Source organism: Tunturibacter empetritectus, assembly GCF_040358985.1.
GTDB lineage: Bacteria > Acidobacteriota > Terriglobia > Terriglobales > Acidobacteriaceae > Edaphobacter > Edaphobacter empetritectus.
Genome location: NZ_CP132932.1, coordinates 270,060 through 294,519, shown reverse-complemented (window position 1 = coordinate 294,519; position 24,460 = coordinate 270,060). Strand labels below are relative to the sequence as shown.

At 57.2% G+C, this 24,460-nt stretch carries 17 protein-coding genes; 9 read left to right on the top strand and 8 right to left on the bottom strand.

Features of this window, described 5'->3' with window-relative positions; translation table 11 throughout:
• Positions 1–38: 38 nt before the first annotated feature.
• From RBB75_RS01025 to smc, 3 genes are all read right to left on the bottom strand, one after another.
• On the bottom strand, positions 39–575 hold the full coding sequence (locus RBB75_RS01025) for a CvpA family protein (RefSeq protein WP_179638654.1): 537 nt from the start codon (positions 573–575) through the stop codon (positions 39–41).
• Between the two features lie 5 nt (positions 576–580).
• Entirely contained in the window at positions 581–1,492 is a 912-nt protein-coding gene (locus tag RBB75_RS01020) for a phosphoribosylaminoimidazolesuccinocarboxamide synthase (protein WP_179638653.1), read from the bottom strand.
• Positions 1,493–2,292: 800 nt separating this feature from the next.
• On the bottom strand, positions 2,293–6,180 hold the full coding sequence (smc, locus tag RBB75_RS01015) for a chromosome segregation protein SMC (RefSeq protein ID WP_179638958.1): 3,888 nt from the start codon (positions 6,178–6,180) through the stop codon (positions 2,293–2,295).
• Positions 6,181–6,512: 332 nt separating this feature from the next.
• Between smc and RBB75_RS01010 the strand changes: the two genes are divergently transcribed.
• Positions 6,513–6,707: a hypothetical protein gene (locus tag RBB75_RS01010; protein WP_179638652.1), complete on the top strand. Its 195-nt coding sequence runs from the start codon at positions 6,513–6,515 to the stop codon at positions 6,705–6,707.
• 342 nt (positions 6,708–7,049) lie between these two features.
• Positions 7,050–8,360, top strand: coding sequence for a hypothetical protein (locus RBB75_RS01005; RefSeq protein WP_179638651.1), 1,311 nt, complete (start codon positions 7,050–7,052; stop codon positions 8,358–8,360).
• A gap of 96 nt (positions 8,361–8,456) precedes the next feature.
• On the opposite strand, the gene RBB75_RS01000 is transcribed toward RBB75_RS01005, so the two are convergent.
• Both RBB75_RS01000 and RBB75_RS00995 read right to left on the bottom strand, forming a co-directional pair.
• Positions 8,457–9,590 (bottom strand): citrate synthase, encoded by a 1,134-nt coding sequence (locus RBB75_RS01000; RefSeq protein WP_179638650.1) that lies wholly within the window; start codon positions 9,588–9,590, stop codon positions 8,457–8,459.
• Between the two features lie 116 nt (positions 9,591–9,706).
• On the bottom strand, positions 9,707–10,789 hold the full coding sequence (locus RBB75_RS00995; protein WP_353069246.1) for an NAD(P)/FAD-dependent oxidoreductase: 1,083 nt from the start codon (positions 10,787–10,789) through the stop codon (positions 9,707–9,709).
• Positions 10,790–10,910: 121 nt separating this feature from the next.
• Between RBB75_RS00995 and RBB75_RS00990 the strand changes: the two genes are divergently transcribed.
• From RBB75_RS00990 to RBB75_RS00980, 3 genes are all read left to right on the top strand, one after another.
• Positions 10,911–11,738, top strand: a complete 828-nt coding sequence (locus RBB75_RS00990; protein ID WP_179638648.1) for a hypothetical protein — start codon at positions 10,911–10,913, stop codon at positions 11,736–11,738.
• 593 nt (positions 11,739–12,331) lie between these two features.
• Positions 12,332–13,513 carry an acetyl-CoA C-acetyltransferase gene (locus tag RBB75_RS00985; RefSeq protein ID WP_353069245.1) on the top strand — a complete coding sequence of 394 codons (1,182 nt, stop codon included), beginning with the start codon at positions 12,332–12,334 and terminating at the stop codon, positions 13,511–13,513.
• A 171-nt stretch (positions 13,514–13,684) separates the two neighbouring features.
• Positions 13,685–14,881, top strand: coding sequence for an OmpA family protein (locus RBB75_RS00980; RefSeq protein ID WP_353069244.1), 1,197 nt, complete (start codon positions 13,685–13,687; stop codon positions 14,879–14,881).
• Between the two features lie 122 nt (positions 14,882–15,003).
• Here RBB75_RS00980 and RBB75_RS00975 read toward each other — a convergent pair whose 3' ends face one another.
• Positions 15,004–16,467 carry an L-serine ammonia-lyase gene (locus RBB75_RS00975; RefSeq protein WP_353069243.1) on the bottom strand — a complete coding sequence of 488 codons (1,464 nt, stop codon included), beginning with the start codon at positions 16,465–16,467 and terminating at the stop codon, positions 15,004–15,006.
• Positions 16,468–17,150: 683 nt separating this feature from the next.
• On the opposite strand from RBB75_RS00975, the gene RBB75_RS00970 reads away from it, so the two are divergent.
• The 4 genes from RBB75_RS00970 (at position 17,151) to rho (ending at position 22,070) form a co-directional block, all read left to right on the top strand.
• Positions 17,151–18,005: a hypothetical protein gene (locus RBB75_RS00970; protein WP_353069242.1), complete on the top strand. Its 855-nt coding sequence runs from the start codon at positions 17,151–17,153 to the stop codon at positions 18,003–18,005.
• 301 nt (positions 18,006–18,306) lie between these two features.
• Complete coding sequence (locus tag RBB75_RS00965) at positions 18,307–19,899, top strand: YifB family Mg chelatase-like AAA ATPase (RefSeq protein WP_179638644.1); 1,593 nt, start codon at positions 18,307–18,309, stop codon at positions 19,897–19,899.
• 519 nt (positions 19,900–20,418) lie between these two features.
• Complete coding sequence (locus tag RBB75_RS00960) at positions 20,419–20,640, top strand: DNA-directed RNA polymerase subunit omega (RefSeq protein ID WP_179582507.1); 222 nt, start codon at positions 20,419–20,421, stop codon at positions 20,638–20,640.
• Between the two features lie 179 nt (positions 20,641–20,819).
• Entirely contained in the window at positions 20,820–22,070 is a 1,251-nt protein-coding gene (rho, locus tag RBB75_RS00955; protein ID WP_174336882.1) for a transcription termination factor Rho, read from the top strand.
• A 237-nt stretch (positions 22,071–22,307) separates the two neighbouring features.
• Here the strand turns inward: rho and RBB75_RS00950 are convergent, their stop codons facing one another.
• Complete coding sequence (locus tag RBB75_RS00950; protein ID WP_179638643.1) at positions 22,308–22,967, bottom strand: riboflavin synthase; 660 nt, start codon at positions 22,965–22,967, stop codon at positions 22,308–22,310.
• Positions 22,968–22,971: 4 nt separating this feature from the next.
• Positions 22,972–24,270: a bifunctional diaminohydroxyphosphoribosylaminopyrimidine deaminase/5-amino-6-(5-phosphoribosylamino)uracil reductase RibD gene (ribD, locus tag RBB75_RS00945; RefSeq protein WP_353069241.1), complete on the bottom strand. Its 1,299-nt coding sequence runs from the start codon at positions 24,268–24,270 to the stop codon at positions 22,972–22,974.
• Positions 24,271–24,460 lie beyond the last annotated feature (190 nt).

Genomic DNA, 24,460 nt, shown 5'->3' with positions numbered 1-24,460 from the left:
TGGCGGCTCCTTCGTGGAACCGCACTCTCATTGTGCCTCTACCGTAGCGGTTTGATCCAATAGGGCGCGTTGTGCTTGAGTTGAGCGGCGCCATCCAGAATCCGTTGCTGAAGGTCGTGAGGTACAACGAAGGATACCGCATGCGCCCCCGCAAGGAAATAGGAAGATAGCTGCGAATTTTTAATCCAAGTGGAATGAGGGTAGAAGGCGGCGATCGCCATCAGGATGGCTACTCCGAAGAGGCAACCACGGGCGAACCCGAAGACTGCGCCGAGGATACGGTCGAAGAAGCCGAGCCCGATGGCATGGGCGGTGCGGTTGAGGGCTCGGCCGAGCAACGCACTTAGCACCATGACTCCCATGACGAGAAAGAGGAAGGAGACCATCTCTGCGATGGATGGTGTGGCGATGACACGCAGCAGGTAGAGTGCCAAGCGATTGTAGTTCCAGCCTGCGATTAGGATTCCCGCGATCAGGCCGCCCAGGGAGAAGATCTCCCGGATAATGCCTCGGAAAAAAGCCACGATGGTGGAGTAGGCCAGGGTTGCTATCAGGAACCAGTCGAAGAGGTTCATGCGGCTTAAAGGTTTGTGCGGCCGGTGAGCAAGCGGTAGGCTTCGAGATACTTCTCGCTGGTACGGAGGACCACCTCACGTGGGAGCGCTGGTGCGGGAGCCTGCTTGTTCCAGTGAATCGATTCGAGATAGTCGCGGACGTACTGTTTGTCGAAAGAAGGTTGCGGCCCACCAGGGTTGTAGGAGTCTGCTGGCCAGTAGCGTGAAGAGTCGGGCGTCAGTACCTCGTCGGCAAGAACGATCTGCTCGTTTCCCGATTTGTCGGTGACGAGGCCAAATTCAAATTTGGTGTCAGCGAGGATCAGCCCTTTGCTGGCTGCATGCTCAGTTGCTTTTTTATAGATTTTGAGTGTAAGTGAGCGCAGTTCATCGGCATAGGTAGCGCCTAGCGTCTTTTCAACCATTTCGTAGGAGATATTTTCGTCGTGGCCGCCGGAATGAATCTTTGCAGCCGGGGTAAAGATTGGCTCAGGTAGGCGGTCCGACTCTCGAAGACTGGCAGGTAGTTTGATGCCGCAGATGGAACCGGTTTGCTGATAGTCTTTCCAGCCGGATCCGGAGATATAGCCGCGGACGACACACTCGATAGGGAACATCTTCGCTCTTTTGACGAGCATGCTGCGTCCTTCGAGTTGGTCGAGGAATGGCTGTAGTTCAGACGGAAACTGTGCGGTATCGGCGGTGATCAAGTGGTTTGGGACGATCGGTTGGAGGAGATCGAACCAGAAAAGCGAAAGCCGGGTGAGGATCCTCCCCTTGAAGGGAATGCCACTGCCGAGAACGTGATCGAAAGCAGAGATGCGGTCACTAGCCACGAAGAGGAGCTGGTCGGCGGAGAGGGCGTAGATGTCACGAACCTTACCGCGGGCTGTGAGGGGAAGCGATCCGAGATCGGTTTGAATCAAGGCTTTTGCCATGGGCTTGACGGTACCACCTTTGTGTTCTGCAAATCAGGCTGGAATAGACAGTAAAAGCCTAGAGCAGCGGGAGTAACTTGTCGACCGTTCCCGGGGCCTGCGATGGCCACCGGGGGCACCGACCGAGGACGGTTCCTTTGTCAGGGAAGGGGATAGCGAAGGCAGCAGTTGAGTTGCATTCGCTATCACTGAAAGGGATGGTTCGGGCTCTACGACGGAGGAATGGTGCGAAGGGAGGACGATAGGAGACGATCACGTCCGAGCCCTTATTTCCGCTGCCTGGGTCACCCCATGGTTTCACTTTGTAGAACATGTTGTTGCCGACTGGCACCGACTTGTAAGACGAGGGGTCAAAGATCTCGCCTAGTGGCATAAGGATGCTTGCTCCAAAGACCGGAATCAAAAGGATTGCCGCGCTAAAGTATGTCAGCCATCTTGGTGTGAGCCGAGTAAAGAGGAGAATCAGAAGCTCATAGGACGCAATGGCCAGCCAATTGATGAAGATGTTCAACCTGTCAGATGTCGTCCCCCACCTGGTAGCAGCGAAGAACGCATGAAGGAGAAGCAGGATGATGGAAAGGGTGAAGATAGAAGACCTGACACGAGGTGGGATGCGTTCCCAAAAGATCCGCAGTAGAAGCATCGCCCCTGACAACAAAATAAGAACAGCAGTTGTGAGCGGTATATTCATGCCGTCTTTAGATTAGCTGCTTTCGCGATGAGATGGGACAAGAGCATGACGGCGTGAAAAAAAGCTGGAGCGAGTGGTGAATCGCTCCAGCTGCGCAAAGGCCAGGGCATTACGCTACGGCGCGGCGGTTGTCGGGGACTTCGCGGCGATTGAGGTTGACGCTGACGATCTTCGAAACGCCTGGCTCCTGCATGGTGACTCCGTAGATGACGTCCGCCTGGGACATCGTGCGTTTGCTGTGGGTGATGACGACGAATTGAGTGGTCGCGCTCATCTCGTGAATGAGCTTTGCGAAGCGGCCCACGTTGGTTTCGTCGAGTGGAGCATCGACTTCATCGAGGATGCAGAAGGGGGCGGGTTGGAACTGGAAGATTCCGACGAGCAGGGACAGAGCAGTAAGAGCCTTTTCCCCTCCAGAGAGCAGAAGGATGTTCTGCAGCTTTTTGCCTGGGGGCGAAGCGACGATATCGATGCCGCTTTCGTTGGAGTTCTCGGCATCCGTGAGCTTCATGAACGCCTGGCCACCACCGAAGAGCTTGGTGAAAGTGACGGAGAAGTTGTCGTTGATGACTTTGAAGGCCTCATCGAATTTGAGACGGGAGACGTCGTCGATCTCTTTGATCGAGGCCTGAGTATTTTCGATGGAGTCGAGCAAATCCTTGCGCTGTGTCTCGAGGAAACTATGCCGGGTGGCGGTTTCGTTGTACTCGTCGAGAGCCATCATGTTGACCGGACCCATGGCTTCGAGCTTCTGCTTGAGGGTGCGTGACTCATCTTCCTGAACGTGGAGGTCGTCGCCTTCAATACGGGCGATGGTGTGGTCTTCGCGGAGGGTGATGGCTTCCGCGCCGAGGTCGTTGAGGCAGGTGGCGTCGATATGTTCAATGTCGGAGGCGAGCTTTGCGGCACGTGCGGTGAGAGCAGCGCGCTGTTCGCGCAGTGCCTCGGTTTCATGACGCAACGTGCGAAGCCGGGCATCGAGTTCGGCCATGGAAGCACGGAGCGCGTGAGCCTCTTCGGTGAGCCGTGCGCCTTGAGCTACGGCGTTGGCGCGTACCTCCGAGAGCTCGGCTTGCTGAATGGCGAGCGTGGCTGTTTCCTCCTCGCGACGAAGTTTTTCTGCTCCGGCCGAGGCTAGCTGTTGGTCGAGCTGTTGGATGCGCTGGCTCTGGCCGTTGTGAAGGCGGGTAGTCTGCTCGAAGTTTGCGGCGGCGTTGCGGCGGCGTTCTTCCAGGCCGGCGAGTGCGGCGGAGGCTGCTGCTGCGCCCTGCTGAAGCTCTTCGCGGCGGCGGCGCAGTTCTTCGAGTTGCTCCTGAAGCGCGGTGAGGCTCGCCTCAAGCGTACTGCGTTCGTTCTCGAAGGCGGTTGCCTCCTGCTGGCGCCGGGAGATCAAGTCTGCTTTCTGATTGCGGGCCTCGCGATTGCGTTCGTTGGTCAGAGCCCAGTCCTGCAGGCGGCGCTCGATGCGGGCGACCTCCGACTCCATCTGGCGCAAAGCCGCTCCGGAGTTGGCTGATTCACGCTCGGCGTCGCGACGCTCGTGGGTCTTGCCTTCGATGGCGGACTGGAGGGCCGCGATTTGATGCTGCAGCTCGATGGTGCTGCGATCGGTCTGAATTAGTTCTTGTTCTGTCTTTTCGAGCTTTTGCTGGACTTCGGCTAATTCGCGTTTGAGAGCCAGAGGCCCCTGTGTGCGGGGGCGCCCGCTGGTGACTGTGACGTTGTGGAAGGTCTCGCCGGTGGGAGAGAGGAAGAATGCCTGAGGGTTCGAGAGGGCAAGGGAGCGTGCGGTGTAGGAGTCTGGGGCAACGAAACCCTCGCGGAGCTTGGGCAGAATGACCTCGAGGGATTTACCGAAGCCGTCGAGAACACGGACGCACTCTTTAAGAGGGATGACGCCTTCGATTTCGTCGATGTTGGTCTGAGCGATGCTGGGCATGCCCTCGGCAAAGGCGAAGTTGGCCTGGGAGTCATTGGGATGGACGAGGAAGGTGGCGCGTCCAGTGACGTCGGTCTGGAGGAGATGCATGCCTGCGTTGGCGGCATCCCAGGATTTGACGACGACATAATTGAGCTCGTCGCGGAGGAATTCATCGACGACATTTTCATATTTACCGTCGACTTCGAGGAAGTCTGCGAGAGTGCCCACAGCTGCCATGCCGTCGGAGTTCTGCTTATAGGCGTCAGTCTTGAAGAGATTTCGAACGGTGTCGGTGGAGTAGCTGTGCTCGCGAATGAGCGCTTCGAGGGAGGTGCGCCGACCGGCGAGGGTTGCTGCTTCGCCTCGCAACTGGTCGCCGTGGCGTTTGGACTCAGACTCTTCATTGCGACTTGCTTCAATCTGAAGGCGAAGTTCGACGATCTCGACTTCGAGACGTTTAAGGCGTTCGGTCACTGACTCGAAGGACAACTTGACCTGGCCACGCTGCAGGCCCAGGGTCTCGAGTTCTTGTCTGGCGATCTCGGACTCGGAGAGGAGGCGTTCCGCTTCGCGATCCAGGCCGGCGAGAGCTGCAGCTGCCTGAGCCTCTTCGTTGCGAGTCTGTGCGATGCGTTGAACCAGCTGCATGGTGGAGCGGCGGTTTTGTTCGGTCTGTTGTTCTGCTGACGCGACGGCACGTGCGGCCTCCTGCGCCTGCGCTTGATGGCTCTGTGCGGCTTCACGGGAGCTTGTCGACTCGGCTGTAGCGTTGTTGAGGAAATTCCGATGTTCTTCGAGCTCGGCGGTAAGGCTTGAAAGCTGTTCGCGGGCTTGGGCGAGATCGTCGGAGCCAGTCGCGAGCCGGTTGGTGAGTTCCGTGATGCGGTCGGCGTTCGAGGCGGAGCGGGCAGAGATGCGCTCGAGTTCGACGGCAGACTGGTTTGCCTGAGCTCCGGCTTCGCGAATCTGCTGATCGAGACTGTAGCCCGAGTTGACGCCCTCGGTGTGCTCGGCGTCCATCGCTTCGACGGTTGCAGCCTGAGTATCTATCTGAGTTGCAAGAGCAGAGATTTTTCCCGTGGTGGCGGCCTGCTCGATATCCAGCTGCGACATGCGACTGGCGAGTACGACACGGAGGCGGGTGCGGAGTTCATCGCGGAGTGCCCCATAGCGTTCCGCCTTGGCAGCCTGGCGCTTGAGGGTAGTCATCTGCCGAGTGACTTCGTCGAAGATGTCGTTGACACGGGCAAGGTTTTGGCGTGCGGATTCCAATCGCAGCTCGGCGAGGCGTTTCTTTGTCTTGAAACGGGTGATGCCCGCGGCCTCTTCGATGATGGAGCGACGGTCGTGCGGCTTGGCGGAGAGGAGTTGGCCGATGCGCTCCTGGCCGATGATGGCGTAGGACTCGCCGCCGAGGCCTGTGCCCATGAAGATGTCCTGAATGTCTCGCAGGCGGCAGATCTTGCCGTTGAGCAGATATTCGCTGTCGCCGGAGCGGAAGAGGCGGCGGGTGATAGTGAGTTCGCCGGCGCGGACGGGGGCGCGGCCGAACTTTCGGCGACGAATCTTCAGAACGACGTTGTTTGGATTTGCGAGTTCTGCTGCCGCGTCGGCTTCTGCAGGGGAAGGAACCACATGAGGACCTTTGGCCTCACCTTCGATGACGGTGCCAGGTTGGGCTTCGGCGACGGCCTCCTCGGTCTCTTCTGCGCGCAGCTGGCGAAGTGTTGTCTCGTCCCAGTCGGTGGGGAGGCTCTCGTCGATGACGATTTCAGGGTCGTCCTGAAGACTGGCGCCGTCGTAGACTTCGGGGTCGACGAGGGTGAGTGAGACCTCTGCCATACCCGTAGGCTTGCGATCGCGAGTACCGGCGAAGATGACGTCTTCCATCTTGAGGCCACGGAGACTCTTGGCAGACTGTTCGCCCAAGACCCAGGTGATGGCGTCAGAGATGTTGGACTTGCCGCATCCGTTGGGGCCAACAATGGCGGCGATTCCTTCGCCGGAGAGCTGAACCTCGGTGCGATCACAGAAGGATTTGAAGCCGAGTATCTGGACTTTTTTGAGCTTGAGCAAGTGCACCTCTGCGGGGCGGACGGCAAGTGATCCGGAACTCGCCCCTGTCGATAGGACTACTTCAACTGTAGCTGCGGTTGTGTACGGAATCAACGGGTACAACACCACCTGTTGTGGATAAGACGGACGAAACACCATAAATAGGTGACTCGAGCAAGATGCGCTCTCAGTAACCCGCTTTATAACCATTCTGTCCCGCGATTGGGATGTTGATGGAATGGTAATCGAGCCATTTACGCGAGATTTTAATCCGACAGAGACGTAAGCGAAAAGGAGCGACGCGTAGGTTCGCGGAAGTAACCACAGCAGAAGTTTCCGACAAAGGGAGATCAATGGCACACGAAGCGCACAAGAAAGCAGCGGAGCATCACGAGCACGCAGCAAAAGCACACCACGCAGCAGCCGAGCACCATGCAAAAGGCGATCATGTAGCCGCCCACGAGCATGCTGTGAAGGCGCATGAGCACTCCACCCAGGCACACGCTCATTCGGGCGAAGCTCACCAGAAGTCTGTGGCGCATCAGTAACTTACTGCGGTAGAACAGATGCCCTGGCTGACTGGCGTTGGTCAGGGCGCATCTTTTCCTGGTGCAGGTTATTTGCAATCAAATCCTTAGGCGCGGTTGTTCGTGTATAACACTTTAATTGCAGCTAAAGGTTGGGTGGGCTTGCGTTTTGAGCAACGGCGTTTCTATAATCCGCATCATCATCCCGAGATGCCAAGAACACTTCAACCGCCTGGCCGAAGGGTTAGGCACGGCGAGGACAACGACCGAGCAGTATGATCGGTCTCTGCTTCGTCTTATATCCAAGTGACCCCGGAAGTCTCGGCGACACATTTGAAAGAAAGATTTATTGAGGAGTGTGGAATGAAGAAGGTAGTCGTTGCGTCTCTCCTGGCGGTCGCTAGCATGGCAAGTGTTACGGGACCCCTTTTAGCACAAACCCAGGTAAGTCTTGGTTCCAACGCGCAGGCCACGAGCGGCGGCGTACAGATGTCCCCTGCCGAATACAAGGCCTATAACGATGCAATTAGCCAGACGACTCCGCAGACGAAGGCTCCTGCACTTGAGCAATATCTGACGGCTTATCCCCAATCTTCGGTGAAGGCGTCGGTACTGGAGCAGTTGATGCTGTCCTATGCGGCGTTCGATCCAGCTAAGACGCTGGATGCAGCGGATCGGCTGCTACAGGTTGATCCGAATAACCTCCGGGCGCTGACCTTTGAAGTGTACTTCCGCAAGCAGCAGGCGGAACAGGCGACGGATCCAGCGGCGAAGCAGACTGCGTTCGACTCGTCTGCGTCCTATGCGCAGAAGGGACTTGCGGTAACGACCAAGCCAGCGGACATGAGCGATGCGGACTTCGCCAAGGTCAAGGATGCGGCTACTCCCGTCTTCTATGGTGCGATTGCCGAGGCAGCACTGAACAAGAAGGACGATCCGACGGCGATCACGGATTTTAAGGCTGAGCTAGGCAGTGTGCCTGTTGCGCAGACGCAGACTCCGGGACCGATGTTGCAGGATACTTTTGAGCTTGCCCAGGCCTACTATCAGTCGACTCCGCCGGACTATGTAAACTGCACCTGGTATGCCACTCGCGCTGCGGCCTTTGCGCCGGAGCCATATAAGAGCCAGATGCTGCCTCTGGCGAAGTTCTGCTACAAAAAATACCACGGTGCCGACGATGGTTACGATGCAGTGACAACTGCGGTGCAGACGAACCTGAATCCGCCGGCTGACTTCAAAATTAAGCCAGCTCCGTCGCCTGCAGATATCGTTGCGGGGGTTATCTCGGGCACTCCGGATCTTTCTACCCTTGCAATCAGTGATAAGGAGTTCATTCTGACGAATGGCAAGCCTGAGGATGCTGCGAAGGTATGGGACACGATGAAGGGTAAGTCAGTCCAGTTCCCAGACTCGACCGTCATCGCTGTCACAGATACAGCTCTGCAAGTTGCGGTCTCTGACGATGCAGTGCAGTCCAAGACGGCGGACTTTACCTTCCAGCTGGCTGCTCCGTTGAAGACGCCACCTGCGGTGGGAGCGAAGGTTACCGTAAGCGGCACCTATGCTTCCTTCACACCTAGCCCAATTCAGATTACGATGAGCGATGGCGCGGTGGTTGAGCCGAAGAAGACGCCGGCGAAGGCACCTGTGCATCATCCAGCTCATCACTAAACTGCGGATAGCTACAAAAAATGCAGCCCTGACGGGCTGCATTTTTCGTTTGAAGAGATAGACGCATCTCCCCATGGCGATATTAAGTGCTTCAGGTTAACGCTTTTCTATTGGAATGTAGGTCGCCGGGTAGGCTGGGCCGGTGTAGTCGGCGCGTGGGCGTATGAGGCGGTTGTCGTCATGCTGTTCTATGACGTGGGCGGCCCAGCCGGAGATGCGGCTGATGGCGAAGATGGGGGTGAAGAGATCTATGTCGATGCCGAGGGTGGTGTAGGTGGAAGCAGAGTAGAAGTCGACGTTGGCGTTGAGTTTCTTTTCCTGCTTTACGAAGAGCTCGATCTTGCGGGACAAGTCGAACCACTTAGTATTGCCAGCTGCTTTGCCCAACTCCTCGGACATGCGGCGGAGATGGGTCGCTCGAGGATCTTCGGTATGGTAGACGCGGTGGCCGAAGCCTGAGATCTTCTTCTTTTCGGCGAACATCTGTTTGACGTACTCGACGGGGTCAGCCCCAGCCTTGTCGATGGTATATAGGAGTTTCATCGTGGCCTCGTTGGCTCCTCCGTGAAGAGGACCTTTGAGGGCGCCGATGGCACCGGTAATGGCGGAGTGAATGTCGGCGAGGGTAGCTGCGATGACACGAGCAGCGAAGGTGCTGGCGTTGAGCTCGTGGTCGGCGTGAAGGATGAGGGCGATATCGAAGGCGCGGGTCGCGGTTTCGGAGGGCTTTTCGCCGTTGAGCATCCAAAGGAAGTTAGCGGCGTGGGAGAGAGACTTGTCGGCTTCAACAAGAGACTTGCCCTTGCGGATGCGGTCGAAGAGAGCGACGATCATCGGGATCTGTGCTGTGAGACGAAAGGATTTGCGTACGTTGGCGTCATGGGTGCAGTCGGCTTCGTCCGCGTCGTAGATGCTGAGAAGTGAGACAGCGGTGCGGAGAACCTGCATCGGGGTGGCGTTGGCGGGGGCACTGCGAAGGAAGTCGACAATCTTCGAATTGAGCTCGCGCGCGGCGGACAGATGGTGGGTAAACTCTGCCAACTCGCCAGCGGACGGAAGCTTGCCAAACCAGAGGAGATAGGTGGTCTCCTCGAAGCTGGAGAGCTGGGCGAGTTCGTGAATATCGATGCCTCGATAGGAGAGAACGCCGGCGTCTCCGTCAATCCAGCAGATGGCGGACGTGGTGGCGACAATGCCTTCCAGGCCCTTCGGTGCGACAGCGGTAGACATAAGGCGCTTCTCCAGGAGCGAATTCGATGCGGACTCAAACTAAGTACATCTGGTTATAGCGCAGCGGAGAAACGGTTGTCACGACCGCCTGGGCGAATATCGGCGCCGTTGTGCGACTAAGGCGATGCGACCTGTGTGGAGGCTCGAGCTGGAGAGAAGGGCGAGAGGTCTACGGAGGGCTCTTCGCCGAGGATGAATTCTGCCATGACGCGTGCGGTGGCTGGCGCGAGGAGGATCCCGTTTCGATAGTGGCCGGTGGCAATGAAATGATTCGGTTGAGTTGGGAGAACTCCGAGGAGGGGAAGACCGTCGGAGGTTGCGGGACGCAGGCCAGACCAGGCTTCAAGTTGGGAAGCGTTCGCGATGCCGGGAAGAAGAGTGGCGGCGAGAGTACGGAGACGGTCGATGTCGGCTGGATGGACCGTCTTGTCGAAGCCGATATCTTCGACGGTCGCTCCAATGATGGCGCGGCCGGTGGCTGGGCCGGCTGTACGCGGGACGATGTAAATGCCGGGGGTGCGGATGACCAGGTGCAGTGGAAGCGATGGAGGCAAGACGACGGAAAACATCTGGCCCTTCCTTGGAGCTACCGAAATGTTTGACAGGCGCGAGGTGGCGGCGGCCCAGGCTCCTGCGCAGTTGATGAACTGGGCGGTATGGATTGTGCCGTTTGGAGTGGTGATCTCAACTGCGTCGTCGATGGAGTAGGTAGATAAGACGCGAGTGTGCGGTTGGAGGTCGATGTTAGTGGCGCGGACGGCGGCCAGAAGCGCTGGGGCGAGTTGACGGGGGTCGACGCTTTGCTCGTCGAGGAGGAGGAAGCGGTGGTCGCTGGGAGTCAGAGCGGGTAGGAGATGAGCAAGATCTTCCCGGGTGAGCTCACTTTCGGCAGTGCATGTGCCGGGCGGAACCGACTGTAAAGTAGCGTGGGTCTGAAAGGGAACCCGGATGCCGGAGAGAGTGTGGATACGGTCAAGGAAGTTGGAGTAGAGCGAGAGGCTGAGGGAGGCAAGAGGCAAGAGCTCTGGTGGGTTATCGGGATCGTGGGCAGCCAGCATACCCGCGGCCGCAGTGGACGATTCAGCGAGCGGAGCGCCCTGGTCAAACACCGTGACAGGATAGCCGCGGTCGTGGAGTTCAAGGGCGAGAGAGAGGCCGATGATTCCGGCTCCAGCGATACAGAGGTCGGGGTGGTGCATGGAAATAGTTTAGTTGGCTTTGGAGAGAGGTTATAGTTTGGGTGTGTCTGTTTTACGCGGATCATCGTCCGTGAGTTGTTGATTCGCGCTGCGTCAAAGAAAGAGAAGCCAGGAGAGAGTGATGAGCGAAGAGTACGTGGAGCAGAGGTCGATCTCGGGAGCACTGCTTGGAGTGGTGGCGGTCGCGTTGCTGGCGGCGCTGGGTGGACTGGTGTGGTGCTACGGGCTGCAGAATCATCTTGCCGCGGCGGAACAGAAGATCGTGGCGGCCGACCAGAAGAACGCTGAACTAACGGAAAAGCTGGAGGCGACGAATGCGCGGCTCCGAGCGACTAGTGAGACGTTAGGTCAGAGCGTCGGTGTTGCACAAAAGCAGATCGAGATGCGGACTCAGAGCATCATTGCGCAGCAGAAGGTTGCGACGGCGAAGCTGGAGGAGGAGGCGGCGAAAAACTCCAAACAGATTGGCGCGGTGTCAACCGATGTTGCGAGCGTGAAGACGGATGTGGGCGGCGTGAAGACCGACGTTGCCACGACGAAGTCTGACCTGGAGGCGACCAAGACGCAGTTGAATCGCGTCGTCGGCGACGCTGGGGTGATGAGTGGGTTGATCGCAACCAATCATGACGAACTAGAGGTACTGAAACACAAGGGGGATCGGAACTACCTGGAGTTCACCCTGCAGAAGGGCGCCAAGCCTACGCTGTTGTCGACGATCAAGCTGCAGTTGAAGAAGGCGGACGAGAAGCATTCGCGCTACACGTTGAATGTGAGCTCGGACGACCGGACGATCGAGAAGAAGGATAAGGGGCTGGATGAACCGGTGCAGTTCTACAACGGCAAGGACCCAGTGCTGTACGAGCTGGTTGTGAATGTGATTGAGAAGAACAAGGTCTCTGGCTATCTGTCGACGCCGAAGAATGGAGCAAAGGCGACTGCGACCCAATAACGACGAGCACTTTCAGATGCAGAAAGGGGGACGCTTATCGCGTCCCCCTTTCTGTTTGCCTTGGTTGGATTACTTTTTGGTTGCCTTTTTTGCTGCCTTCTTCGCTGGTGCTTTTTTTGCGGCTTTCTTAGTTGCCATGTGCCTATTCTCCCTAGTGATTAGACATTGACTCTACAGCTAGCTGCATTGCAGCTAACGAAGGTATAGATTTACGAAATTTCACTGTCAAGCAAAAAATGAAGGAGAAGCAAATTCTTTTTTGCATAGAGAGTTCAAAACGACGACAAGCTTCGTGCTGGGACATTCGTTTTGGAACCGCGTGGAGCGATGGCAGCTTGCAAATATCGAGAGACAAGACGCCGGTAGAGTACGACCTTTGTGTGATCGAAGTGGCGGGAAGAAATACGAAAGTTGCCATGCGGGCGGAGGCTAATAAGATTTAGTTGGTGAAGGGCGCTTTGAAGAGGAACAAGAAAACCTCGTGTGCATTTCTCCTTCCTTCGTCAGGCTTGATTTGTCGTTGCGAGAGATGAGTTACCGGTTGGTGCGAAGGTCCAGCCAGAGGAGTAGAGTTTCATCGAGGTATTTGATCGATGAAGGATGTTGTGATTGTTGCTGCAGTGCGGACACCGGTGGGAAAGTTTCAAGGGGCGTTTGCAGAGATGACCGCGGTAGAACTTGGTGCGATCGCGGTCCGCGAGGCGGTGAAGCGGGCTGGGATTGATGCAGCAAGCGTGGATGAGTGTTTGATGGGATGCGTTCTTCCTGCGGGGCTGGGACAGAATCCGGCGCGACAGGCAGCATTACGGGGCGGTCTGCCGGATACTGTTTCAGCCATGACGATCAATATGGTGTGCGGGTCGGGTCTGAAGGCCGTGGCGCTGGCAGCGCAGGCGGTGATGGCCGGAGATGCCGAAGTTGTTGTGGCTGGCGGGATGGAGTCGATGTCCAATGCGCCCTACCTGTTGCCGCAGGGGCGAAAGGGATTCCGCATGGGCGACTCCGTCGTGGTGGACTCGATGGTGAAAGATGGCCTGTGGTGCGCTTGTGAGGACTATCACATGGGCATTACTGGGGAGAACGTCGCAGAAAAGCATTCGATTACGCGCGAAGAGCAGGATGCTTATGCGCTGGCTTCGCACCGCAAGGCAAGTGCTGCCTGGAGAGAGGGGTGGTTCGACGCGGAGGTGGTGCCGGTGAGCGTGCCGGGAAGGAAGGGCACAGTAACAGTAGTGTCGCAGGATGAGAGTGTGCGGGAGGACGCTTCCGCGGAGGCGCTTGCTGCGTTGAAGCCGGCCTTCAGGAAAGATGGAACTGTGACTGCGGGAAATGCTCCGGGAGTGAATGACGCGGCTGCGGCGGTGGTGGTGATGTCGGCAGAGCGGGCGAAGGAGCTGGGTTTGAAGCCCATGGTGACTATTAAGGCCCAGGCTACGAGCGGAGTTGCTCCGAAGTGGGTGATGCTCGCCCCTGTAACTGGAGTCCGGAGAGTATTGAAAAAAGCTGGGTGGGAGCGGGATGAGGTGGATTTATTCGAGTTGAATGAGGCGTTCAGCGTTCAGGCTTTGGGGGTGATGAAGGAGTTAGGGCTAGATGCTGAGAAAGTGAATGTGAATGGCGGGGCGGTGGCGATTGGACATCCCATTGGGGCGAGCGGCGCGAGAGTGCTGGTGACGCTGATCTACGAGATGATGCGGAGGGACGCGAAGAAAGGGGTAGCGGCACTTTGTCTGGGCGGAGGGAATTCAGTAGCGCTGGCAGTGGGGCGAGAATAGAGTTTCATTACCAAAATTTCACTAAGGAGGACTACTGTAGTTCGTGAAACAAAAATCTTATGCGTCTATCTCTAGGCTCTAGATATGTGTATCCGAAACCCGGGCCCTGCAAGTTGATTCCTGATTTTGACTCAAAAAAATAATCTAAATTTGGTCTAAAAAGGAGAGTTTATGGCGGGTTCTATCGTGGAAAGCCTCATGGGTCTGTTGGGTCCTCAGGTTACTGGCCCAGTGGCTTCGCAGCTTGGAGAGTCGACTGACACTGTCCAACGTGGTCTGCAGGCGGGGTCTGCCGCTATGCTCGCGGGTCTTGTCGCGAAGGTTGGCCAGCCTGGATTTTTGGGACAGATATTCAGCCTTATTACAAACCCCGCGAACGGTCCAAGCGCTCTTTCAGGCCTTACGTCGAATCTAGGGTCGTTGGCCTCCGGCGCTGCGTCCTCTCCTGTTGCGAATCTTGGCAGCCAGTTTTTATCTAGCATCTTCGGCTCCAATATGTCCTCAGTGACCGATTCGATCGGCCGATCCGTAGGTGTCTCGAGCGGCAAGGCAGGATCCCTCCTAGCTATGGCTGCTCCGCTGGTGCTTGGAGTTCTAGGGCAGCATGTTCGACAAAATAATCTGAGTGCCGCCGACCTTGGTTCGACGTTGAAGGCTGAGGCTCCGAGCTTCCAGAGCTTCCTGCCTGCTGGACTCGGTAGTCTATTTGGCGGCGCTTCGAATGTAGCTTCGAATCTGACAGCCGCGGTTCCGGCGAAGGTCGCGACTGGCAATCGTTGGTTGTGGCCTGTCGTTTTGCTGGCTGCATTGTTGCTTTGCCTGTTCTGGTTCTTCAATCGAACCAAGGCGCCGGTCAACGACGCAGTGCAAACCACTTCAACTGCTGCTTCCTCCGCTGCGTCGGCTCTTGGGGATTTTTTCAAGACGAAGCTGCCGGATGGGGTCGAACTGAATATTCCCCGATTCGGTATTGAGAACAAACTGATCAGCTTCCTGGGAGACTCTTCTAAACCGGTGGATACAACGACGTGGTTTAATTTCGACCGCCTGTTGTTCGACACGGGGAAAGCCACTCTGCAGCCGTCGTCCCAGGAGCAGCTAGGCAATATTGCTGCGATTCTGAAAGCGTACCCCAACGTTCACGTGAAGCTGGGCGGCTACACCGATAACACGGGAGACGCGGCAGCTAATGTTGCTCTCTCCGATGCGCGGGCCAAGAACGTGATGGAGGCTCTGGTTGCAGCAGGGGTTGATCCATCGCGGCTGGAGTCCAAGGGCTATGGGGATCAGTACCCGGTTGGCGACAACGCCACTGAAGAGGGACGGGCTCAGAATCGCCGTATCGCTCTGCTGGTGACGCAAAAGTAGCAATGCTATTCGAGTGAGTGTCTAAAGGGCCGATGCAGAATCTGCATCGGCCCTTTTCTTTGAGAGAACGAAGGCAGTATGTCCGAAGGCGGAGGCTTGTCAAAGATAGTCGAGCGATGTCACTAGCACTCGATGATGTTGAGGGCGAGACCGGCAAGCGAGGTTTCTTTGTATCGGGATTGCATGTCGAGACCGGTCTGATACATGGTGGCGATGATCTGATCCAGGGAGAGTTTGTGGTCGCCGGTTTCGTGCATGGCCATGCGGGCGGCGTTGATGGCTTTGACTGCTCCCATGCCGTTGCGCTCGATGCAGGGAATCTGGACGAGGCCGCCTATGGGATCGCAGGTCATGCCGAGATTGTGCTCCATCGCGATTTCGGCTGCATGTTCGACTTGGGCGTTCGTACCATTGAGTGCGGCGACCAGTCCGCCTGCGGCCATGCTGCAAGCGACTCCGACCTCTCCCTGGCACCCTACCTCGGCACCTGAGATGCTGGCGTTCTCTTTGTACAAGATGCCGATGGCAGCAGCTGTAAGAAAGTAACGGAGAATGCCCTCTTCCTTCTCTGCTTCGGTTCCTTCAATGAAGCGCATGTAGTAGTTGCCGATGGCAGGAATCACTCCGGCCGCTCCGTTCGTGGGAGCGGTCACCACTCTGCCGCCGGCGGCGTTCTCTTCGTTGACGGCCATAGCGTAAACCGTAACCCAGTCGATGGGTGCGAGTGGGTCTTTGGAGCCGATCGTGTTGAGGCGTTCTGCGAGGCGATGGGCGCGGCGGCGAACGTTGAGTCCACCTGGGAGGATGCCTTCGGTGGCGATACCGCGTTCGGTGCACTGCTGCATGGTTTGCCAGAGGGCGAGGATACTGGCGCGGATCTTGTCCTCGGGGGATTGCGCTGCGGTCGAGGCGGTGGCTTGAGGGCGGTTGATGATGTTGTCGGGGTCGTTGAGCAGGGCGACCTCGTTCGCCAGCAGGAGATCGGAGATGGTGAGGTTGTGTCGCTTCGCGGTGGCGAGGAGGTCTTCCGCGCTGCGAAAGGGATAGGGAACGGTGCGAGAGCTAGCAGGCGCTTCGGCGGTGCGCTCGGCTAGGAGCTCCGGGTGGGAGACGATGAAGCCGCCGCCGATGGAGTAGAAGATCTCTTCGGCGAGACTTCGACCGGCGTTGTCGAAGGCGGTGAAGCGCATGCCGTTGGGGTGCGAGTGCACGGCGGGATCGGGGTACATCTGGTTGCGGCGAAAGTTGAGGTCTTCGGCTTCGTGGAAGGGGATGGTTTTGCTTCCGCCGAGAGAGATGGTGTTGGTGTTGCGAATAGCGGCGATCTTGGTTTCGACGGTGTAGGGGTCGACGGTGTCGGGCGCTTCGCCGAGGAGGCCGAGGAGGATGGCGCGGTCGGTTCCGTGGCCGATGCCGGTAAGGGCGAGCGATCCGTAGAGGTTGACTTTGACTCTTGCGGTTGGTTCGAGGAGATTTTTTTCAGTGAGTTCGCGGGTGAAGCGGAGGGCGGCGCGCATGGGGCCGACGGTGTGGGAGCTTGAGGGGCCGATGCCGATTTTGAAGAGTTCGAAGAGGCTGGTGTTCACGAAAGTTATTGTAGGGTGCGGTGGGTGGCTTTGGTCGGAGGCGCTGATTTGTCGGATTTTGGCTGCGACGCGTGGAAGCCGGATGGCGAGGCGGCGGTTATGCGTGATTTTGTTGCCATCTTCGTCCCCTCCTGTCCCTTCTGTCCTGGGGGTACCCCCCCCCCATATTACCCGCGTGTAAGTATCTTTGTTTGAATGGTTTATGGGTAGTCATGGTCCGCAAAATATTGCAAACAAATGAGTTACCCGCAGATATGTGCAAACAAACGAGTTAGCGTGCAATGCTGTCCGGAGCCTTTGCTTTCTTTCGACTACTAGAAGTATAGCCAAGCGGACCTAACTAAAGTGCCAAGTAGATCTCCTTGTGGTTCAGTGGTTTAGATGGGTTTGGGGCTTGACATGCGATTTTTGGGCTAAATTCGAAGAAATATTCGTGGGATTCTCTTGCACCTGTTTGTTTGCGGGCACCGTGCGGATTCTTCGCGAGTGCCAACCCCTCGCTAATTGCCCACCGTCTTGGCGAAGACGATTCGTTTTCTGAACTGTTCACGTGATGAGGCGGTAGAGCGAACCACAAAGAAAAACTGAACGTCAACACAGACTGTAGAAAACGCCTTCTCTATGTTCAAGCGTTATGTCTTTCATTCGATTATCCTAATCCCGGAATAGCGGGGTTAGAGATATTGAGCAAGAATCGGAATAATCGCGGCAATACTAAAGGCAGTCCCAATCGCGGTGAAAATCCAACCCAAACCGAAAAATGTCGGTTCTCCATACCCACCGTTCAGGCTGTAAGAATAGAACCTTCCTCCGAAGACAAGGAGAAATATTCCAACGAAGAGAACTACCGAAGAAAGCAACTCGATCTTTCCGTTTATTTGAACTGGATAACCGCAATCGCGGCTGCTATTAGTCTCCTTGCCCTCGCGGCCCTCTTCATTAGCTTGTGGTTCACTCGTATAGCTACTCAGGCTGCAACTAAACAAGCCACTACTGCTCAAAGAGAATTTGAATCGTCGCAACGGCCATGGCTAGCCACCCAGTACGCGCATGACGCCCTCCTCGTAATAGCTCCTGACTCGATATCTCTCCAAATGGCCGTCTCTATGTCCAACGTCGGTCATTCAATAGCCCAAAACGTTATTTTTCGCCCTATCCTCATGGAGAACTGGAGAGGAAACCTTACTGATTGCGAAACTTGGTCCGAAAATGTGGAGAAACAAGCCGCAATCGTAAGTGGGGGTATCGTAATTTTCCCAAACCAAGTCCTTGGCCCGTTTACTAGAGCAGCATTTCTGACTAAGGATAAGATCGCTGACGCTTTCAGAAATCCCGACCGCCCTGGGAAGGTTACCTTCAAGGTCGTAGGATGCGTCGCTTACACTTCCTCCATCGACGACAAACCTCACCACACTAAATTTGTATTCAACGTCATGCCGAAAGGTTCCAGCATCCAGAACGACTTTGATTTGGCACCGACATCTCAAAATATCCCCGTTGATTTGGAAATGGATATAAATCAAATAACAGCCAACTGAGGCAAGCAAACTTGTGATAGCCGCGCGGTGTCAGGATAAATTCTGAACTTCCGTGCCAAGCAACTATTCGCCAAGCAACTATTCGTAGATGAATCAACCCTCACCCTAACAAAGGAAAATCATTGAAATATTGGTGGGATTCGCTTCCACCTGCTGGTTTTTGCGGGCTCCGCTAGCTGCTACGACTCGCTAGTTGCGCACTGTTCCTGTTGAAGAGTATTCGCTTCCTGAGCCGGGGAGGAAATGAGTCGGGTGCTATACTCGGCAAAATCTTCCGTCCCAAGGGTTCATCGGCTTATCCATGCTTTTCAAGGCCCGTAGTGCTGCTGTATATGGAATTGACGCCCACATCATCGACGTAGAAGTCGATTTTTCCAATATCAAATTAGACCAGGAACAGTTCCACACTGTCGGGCTACCCGATGCAGCCGTGCGGGAGAGTCGTGACCGGGTGCGTTCTGCGATTAAGAACTCCGGATTCGAGATTCCTCCTACGCGGATCACAATTAATCTGGCTCCGGCAGACCTGAAGAAAGAAGGTTCGGGGTTTGACCTGCCGATTGCGATTGGGATACTGGGCGCCTATGGCTCACTGCACATAAAGGATCTGAGCGACTACCTGCTGGTGGGGGAGTTGGGTTTGGATGGCAGCCTGCGGGCGGTGCAGGGGATGCTGCCGATTGCGGTGGCGGCGCGCGCGAAGGGGATTCCGAACCTCATCATTCCGGCGAGTAATGCCCGGGAGGCGGCGGTCGTTGAAGGGGTCAATGTTTATCCGGTGAAGTCGCTGCTGGAGGTGCGAGAGCTGTTGAACTCGGCGGTGATGGGTGGCATCAAGGCGACTCCCCTGAAGGTGGAGACGACCGATCTGCTGAACGAGATGCAGCACTTTCCGTTCGACTTTAAAGACGTGCGCGGACAGCAGGTGGCGAAGCGTGCGCTCGAGGTTGCGGCGGCAGGTGGGCATAACATTTTGATGATTGGGCCGCCGGGGTCGGGCAAGACCATGCTCGCCAAGCGTCTGCCGTCCATTCTGGCTCCGCTCCGGTTTGAAGAGGCGCTGGAGACGACGAAGATCCACTCGGTGGCGGGAGTTTTGGACTCTGAGCAGGGGCTGGTGGCTCATCGGCCGTTCCGGTCGCCACACCACACGATCTCGGACGCCGGGTTGATTGGCGGTGGGATGATGCCGCGGCCAGGCGAGGTGTCACTGGCCCACAACGGGCTGCTCTTTCTGGATGAGCTGCCGGAGTTTCCGCGAAACGTGTTGGAGGTGCTGCGGCAGCCGTTGGAGGATGGCCATGTGACGATCGCCCGTGCGGCGATGAGTTTGAGCTTTCCTGCGCGGTTCATGCTTGCAGCCGCAATGAATCCTTGTCCCTGTGGATATTTTAACGACAAGTCTCGGGAGTGCATGTGCACGCCACCGATGATCCAGCGGTATGTTTCGAAGGTTTCGGGGCCATTACTTGACCGGATTGATATTCACATTGAGGTTCCGGCTGTGCAATATAAGGAGTTGCGGGGCAGTGCGGCGGCGGAGGGGTCGGAGCATATCCGGGCTCGAGTGCTGGCTGCGAGGGAGCGGCAGCATGAGCGATTTGGAGCGGCGGCGGAGCGGACGAAAGGGACGGCGAAGGCGGCTTCGCGGCAGATATTTTCGAACTCCCAAATGAATACGCAGCAGATACGTTCCTACTGTGAACTGTCGTCTGACGCCGAACGGCTGCTCGAACGGGCGATGCTGCAACAGGGGTTGAGTGCACGGGCACATGACCGTATCTTGAAGGTAGCAAGGACGATAGCCGATCTGGGCGGCGAGCGGGATATAGCAGTTAAGCACATCGCAGAGGCGATTCAGTACCGTACGTTAGACCGAAGCTACTGGGCATAAGCGGGCAGATGAGGAAAATTGATCCTTTTGCGTAGGGCTAATGTATACCGTTTCTAGAATTTCATTATTTCGAAGTTCCCGAAAAAAGTATTGACCTTGAGCGTCGAACAGTTTACTTTCCATGAAGTCGCAGTTGGTCTGGGACCATCAGGATCTCTCAAAAAGACGGACCGGCAAGCTGTGATGACCTGCGACTTGCCAGATTTCTGGCGAGCCTCCTGTTTCACACCTGGGCGCGGCGAGCGCCGAATCCTACGGAAGAGACAGATTCGGCAAGAAACGCTAACTAGCAGGCCGGGCAGTCTGTTCGGCTTGCAAACGCGATATGTCAGATATCACGATGTTGAGATTTTTGACAGATTGCGGGAGTCCCCGGACGCATTTTTTGCGTCTAATGCACGAGGCTAATTTACGGCAGCGGTCCTAGAAGGTTCAAAGACTGGTTGCCACATTTGAATCACTTCGAGCGAGTTAGCGCTAACAAGACGCTTCCGCTTCGGAAATTGAAAGGGAGAAACTATGCGCTCGGATCTTATCTTTGGAGCTCTCACGCACGTGAACAATCGTTATGAGCTTTGTCAACTGGCGTCGAAGGCGACGCGTAAGCTGCATAAGCCAAATACGCGGTTGCAGGACACCACCAACGAAGTTCTGGATCGCTTCAAGGACACTATCCCTATGGATGAGTCTGGCGAAGCTGTCGTAGAAAAGGTACAATTGCAAGAGCGCCGCGCGGCTTAACGCGCGGCTGTTTTACCTCAGTAACTTTTAAACAAATTCAACAAAAATTTTCTTATCCGCTTTACCACCCGCCCGCACTCCCAAGCTTCGTCAACTGGCCTTCCGCACGACCCCCTGTCAAGCAGATCCCGCCTCAGTTCCAAACAATCCCTCCTAAAATTCAAATTTCCAGGTAAAACATGACGATTTCCGAGTTAAAAGAACACAATATCGCGGAGCTGGGTAAACTGGCGCGCGGTCTCGACATTGCCGGAACCAGCGGTCTCCGCAAGCAAGACCTTATCTTCAAGATTCTGCAGGCGCAGAGCGAAAAAGAAGGTCATATCTTTGCGGAAGGCGTGCTTGAAATCCTGCCTGATGGTTACGGCTTCCTCCGCTCTCCCGACTACAACTACCTGCCCGGCCCCGATGACATCTATGTCTCTCCTTCACAGATTCGCAAGTTTGACCTGAAGACAGGGGACACGATCAGCGGCAATGTCCGGCCGCCGCATGAGGGCGAGAAGTACTTCGCGCTGGTCAAGATCGAGGCGATCAACTTCGAGTCGCCGGAAGAGACGCGAAACAAGATCCTGTTCGACAACCTGACGCCTTTGTACGCACAGGAGCGGGTGAAGATGGAGACGGTTCGCGAGCATATCTCCGGCCGTGTGATGGATCTGCTGACGCCGGTGGGTAAGGGGCAGCGTGGGTTGATTGTGGCTCCGCCGCGTACTGGTAAGACGATGTTGCTGCAGTCGATCGCGAACAGCATTACGGCGAATCATCCGGAGGTGGTGCTGATCGTGTTGCTGATCGATGAGCGGCCGGAAGAAGTGACCGATATGCAGCGTAGCGTCAAAGGGGAAGTGATAAGCTCCACCTTCGATGAGCCAGCGGCGCGACACGTTCAGGTCGCCGAGATGGTGATCGAGAAGGCCAAGCGGCTGGTGGAGCACAAGCGCGATGTGGTGATTCTGCTGGACTCGATTACGCGTCTGGCGCGTGCGTACAACACGATCGTTCCGCCTTCGGGCAAAGTGCTCTCAGGCGGTGTGGACTCGAATGCGCTGCAGAGGCCGAAGCGCTTCTTCGGTGCGGCTCGCAACATCGAGGAGGGCGGTTCGCTGACGATCATTGCGACTGCGCTTGTTGATACCGGCTCGCGCATGGATGAGGTGATCTTCGAGGAGTTCAAGGGAACCGGCAACATGGAAGTGATTCTGGATCGCAAGCTGGTGGATAAGCGTGTGTTTCCGGCGATCGATATCCAGCGCTCGGGTACGCGCAAGGAAGAGCTGCTGATTCCGAAGGAGGATCTGCAGCGGACCTGGATTCTGCGCAAGGTGCTGAATCCGCTGTCGCCTGTTGAAGCGATGGAGTTGCTGACCGATAAGCTGGCGAAGACTCGTAACAATCAGGAGTTTCTGCACAACATGAGTTCGATCTAACTTCGAGTTCCAAGTTACGAACTGCTAAGAAGCGCGGCCTTTTGGTCGCGCTTTTTTCTTTGTGCTCGATGCGTTGTGATGTTGCTGCGGACGGTTAGAGCAGTGTTCTCGAAGGTGAAGACATAGGAAAGCGCCCTAACGCCGGGCGGCCACCACGGGGCCTTCGGCAGGACCTTCGTGGAGTATTGGACGCTTCGCGTGAGATGCAACAGCTTTACAGCAATGGGGAATCCACAGTTAGTAGCCGTTGGCGATGAGGTACTGCTCGGTCAGGGCGAATTTTTCTGAGGAGTGCTGGCGTTCGGCGTATTTGCTGAGGACATCGACCTCGATGTTGAGGAGGGTGCCGGGGGTGAGGGTGTGGAGGCTGGTGGCGGCGTAGGTGTGGGGGATGATGGCTACCTCTACCTCGTTGCCGACGATGGAGGCCACTGTGAGGCTGATGCCTTCGATGGTGATGGAGCCCTGGGGGACGACGTAGCGGGTTAGTGCGTCGGGGAGCTGGAGGCGTAGACGCCAGTCGGTGTCGGGTTGGTTGGGTGTGATGGGGGAGAGGGATTGAAGGACGGCGGTGCCGTCTACGTGGCCCTGGACGACGTGGCCGCCGAGTGGCGAGCCTGCGGGTGTGGGGAGCTCGAGGTTGACGATGGCGTCGGGGCGCAGGTGGGTGAGGGTGGTGCGGGCGATGGTCTCGGCGGCGAGGTCGGCGGAGAAGCGTGGGGGAAAGGCGTTTGGTTCGATGCTGAGTGCGGTGAGACAGACTCCGTTGACTGCGATGCTGTCGCCGGTGTTGAGGCGCGCGGTTAGCGTGGGCGAGGCGATGGTGATGCGGGTCGCGCCTGCGGTTGGGGTGATGGCTAGAAGCTTGCCGGTGGTTTCGATCAGGCCAGTGAACATGGTGTTAGCTTATCGCTTTCGACGGCGGGGGGACGGGGTTGGGCGGGAGCAGAGGCCAGGGATCGTGGAGGTAGCCGGTCACGCAGGCGTCTTGGCCGTAGGCAGTGCGGGTGACGCGATGCAGGGACTCTTCAAAGAGGTAAGGAGAGCCGATGCCCTGGGCGAAGGGGATGGCCTGGTCGCCGAGTTCGGCCTCGGCGTAGAAGAGCACGGCTTTGTCGACGAGGTTTTGCTGGAGGAAGGCTCCGTTGAGATGAGAGCCGCACTCGAGCAGGAGGCTGAGGATGTCGCGTTCGGCGAGGGTGGTGAGGACGGCGGGGAGGCTGAGGCGTCCGGTGTGGCTGGGGATGTGTTCGACCTCGATGCCGAGTGAGCCGAGGGCGACTGCTTTTGCAGTTGGAGCGAGTTCGCCACAGAGGATGAGGAGATCGTTCTTGGCGGAGCGGATGAGCTGCGAGGTGAGGGGTATTCGGAGCTGGGTGTCGAGGACGACGCGGAGCAGAGGACGGAGGCGAGGCAGACTGCCGGGTGCTGCTGCGTGGCCGCTTTGCGCTGGATCGGGCACTTCGCTGCGCGTTGGATTCTGCACTCCGCTGCGGTCGGTTAGTTGCGGGTTGTCGGCGAGGACGGTGCCGATGCCGGTGAGGACTGCGTCGGAGGCGTGGCGGAGGAGTTGGACCTCGTAGCGGGCGGCGGGGCCGGTGAGCCAGTGGGGCCGGTTGGGGAAGCGGGAGGCCGGCGGCGGTGCGAGTTTGCCGTCGACCGAGAGCGCGGCCTTGAGGGTGACGAAGGGGGTGTGGTGCTGGATGAAGTGGGCGAAGGCGTCGTTCAGGTCGCGGGCTCGATCCTGCAGGACTCCGAGTGTGACCTCGATGCCTGCGGCGCGGAGTTTGGCCAGTCCCTGACCGCTGACGCGGGGGTTGGGGTCCTGGGTGGCGACGACGCAGCGACGGACGCCGGCGGCGATGAGGGCGTCGGCGCAGGGGCCGGTGCGGCCGTGGTGGCTGCAGGGTTCGAGGGTGACGTAGGCGGTGGCTCCGCTGGTGGAGAGGCCACGTTGCGCGGCTTTCTTGAGGGCTACGATCTCGGCGTGGTCACGGTCAGTGTAGAGGTGCGCGCCTTCGCCGATGACCTTCGGAGCGCCTCCGCTGGGTGGCGTCTGGGTGAGGATGCAGCCTACCTGCGGGTTGGGCGAGGCCAGCCCGATGGTCTCCGCGGCGAGCTTGAGGGCTCGCTGCATGAAGGCCTGATCCTGAGAGTCCTGAGAATCTTGGGTGGCACGGGTTGGTGGTGATAGTTCCATTCGGCTTGGATGTTTGCCCTGTCTCCGAAGTCAGCCTGCGGCCGGGGGGTACCCCCCATATTACCCGCGTGTAAGATGCTTTGTTTGAGTTGCTTACGAGAGACTTGCACCTGTAAATACGGGCAAATAAAGAACTTACGGCTAAATAGGTGGCATCGAAAGGGTTAGCGGCTTAATGACGAAAGGGCTC

Bases quoted from the DNA above. Each gene is read 5' to 3' on its own strand.
- RBB75_RS00985 (WP_353069245.1), top strand. From the start codon at position 12,332: ATGAAGGATGTTGTGATTGTTGCTGCAGTGCGGACACCGGTGGGAAAG.
- RBB75_RS01025 (WP_179638654.1), bottom strand. From the start codon at position 575: ATGAACCTCTTCGACTGGTTCCTGATAGCAACCCTGGCCTACTCCACC.
- RBB75_RS00960 (WP_179582507.1), top strand. From the start codon at position 20,419: ATGCGCTCGGATCTTATCTTTGGAGCTCTCACGCACGTGAACAATCGT.
- rho (WP_174336882.1), top strand. From the start codon at position 20,820: ATGACGATTTCCGAGTTAAAAGAACACAATATCGCGGAGCTGGGTAAA.
- RBB75_RS01000 (WP_179638650.1), bottom strand. From the start codon at position 9,590: ATGTCTACCGCTGTCGCACCGAAGGGCCTGGAAGGCATTGTCGCCACC.
- RBB75_RS00995 (WP_353069246.1), bottom strand. From the start codon at position 10,789: ATGCACCACCCCGACCTCTGTATCGCTGGAGCCGGAATCATCGGCCTC.
- RBB75_RS01020 (WP_179638653.1), bottom strand. From the start codon at position 1,492: ATGGCAAAAGCCTTGATTCAAACCGATCTCGGATCGCTTCCCCTCACA.
- RBB75_RS00950 (WP_179638643.1), bottom strand. From the start codon at position 22,967: ATGTTCACTGGCCTGATCGAAACCACCGGCAAGCTTCTAGCCATCACC.
- RBB75_RS01005 (WP_179638651.1), top strand. From the start codon at position 7,050: ATGAAGAAGGTAGTCGTTGCGTCTCTCCTGGCGGTCGCTAGCATGGCA.
- RBB75_RS01010 (WP_179638652.1), top strand. From the start codon at position 6,513: ATGGCACACGAAGCGCACAAGAAAGCAGCGGAGCATCACGAGCACGCA.
- ribD (WP_353069241.1), bottom strand. From the start codon at position 24,270: ATGGAACTATCACCACCAACCCGTGCCACCCAAGATTCTCAGGACTCT.
- RBB75_RS00990 (WP_179638648.1), top strand. From the start codon at position 10,911: ATGAGCGAAGAGTACGTGGAGCAGAGGTCGATCTCGGGAGCACTGCTT.
- RBB75_RS00980 (WP_353069244.1), top strand. From the start codon at position 13,685: ATGGCGGGTTCTATCGTGGAAAGCCTCATGGGTCTGTTGGGTCCTCAG.
- RBB75_RS00965 (WP_179638644.1), top strand. From the start codon at position 18,307: ATGCTTTTCAAGGCCCGTAGTGCTGCTGTATATGGAATTGACGCCCAC.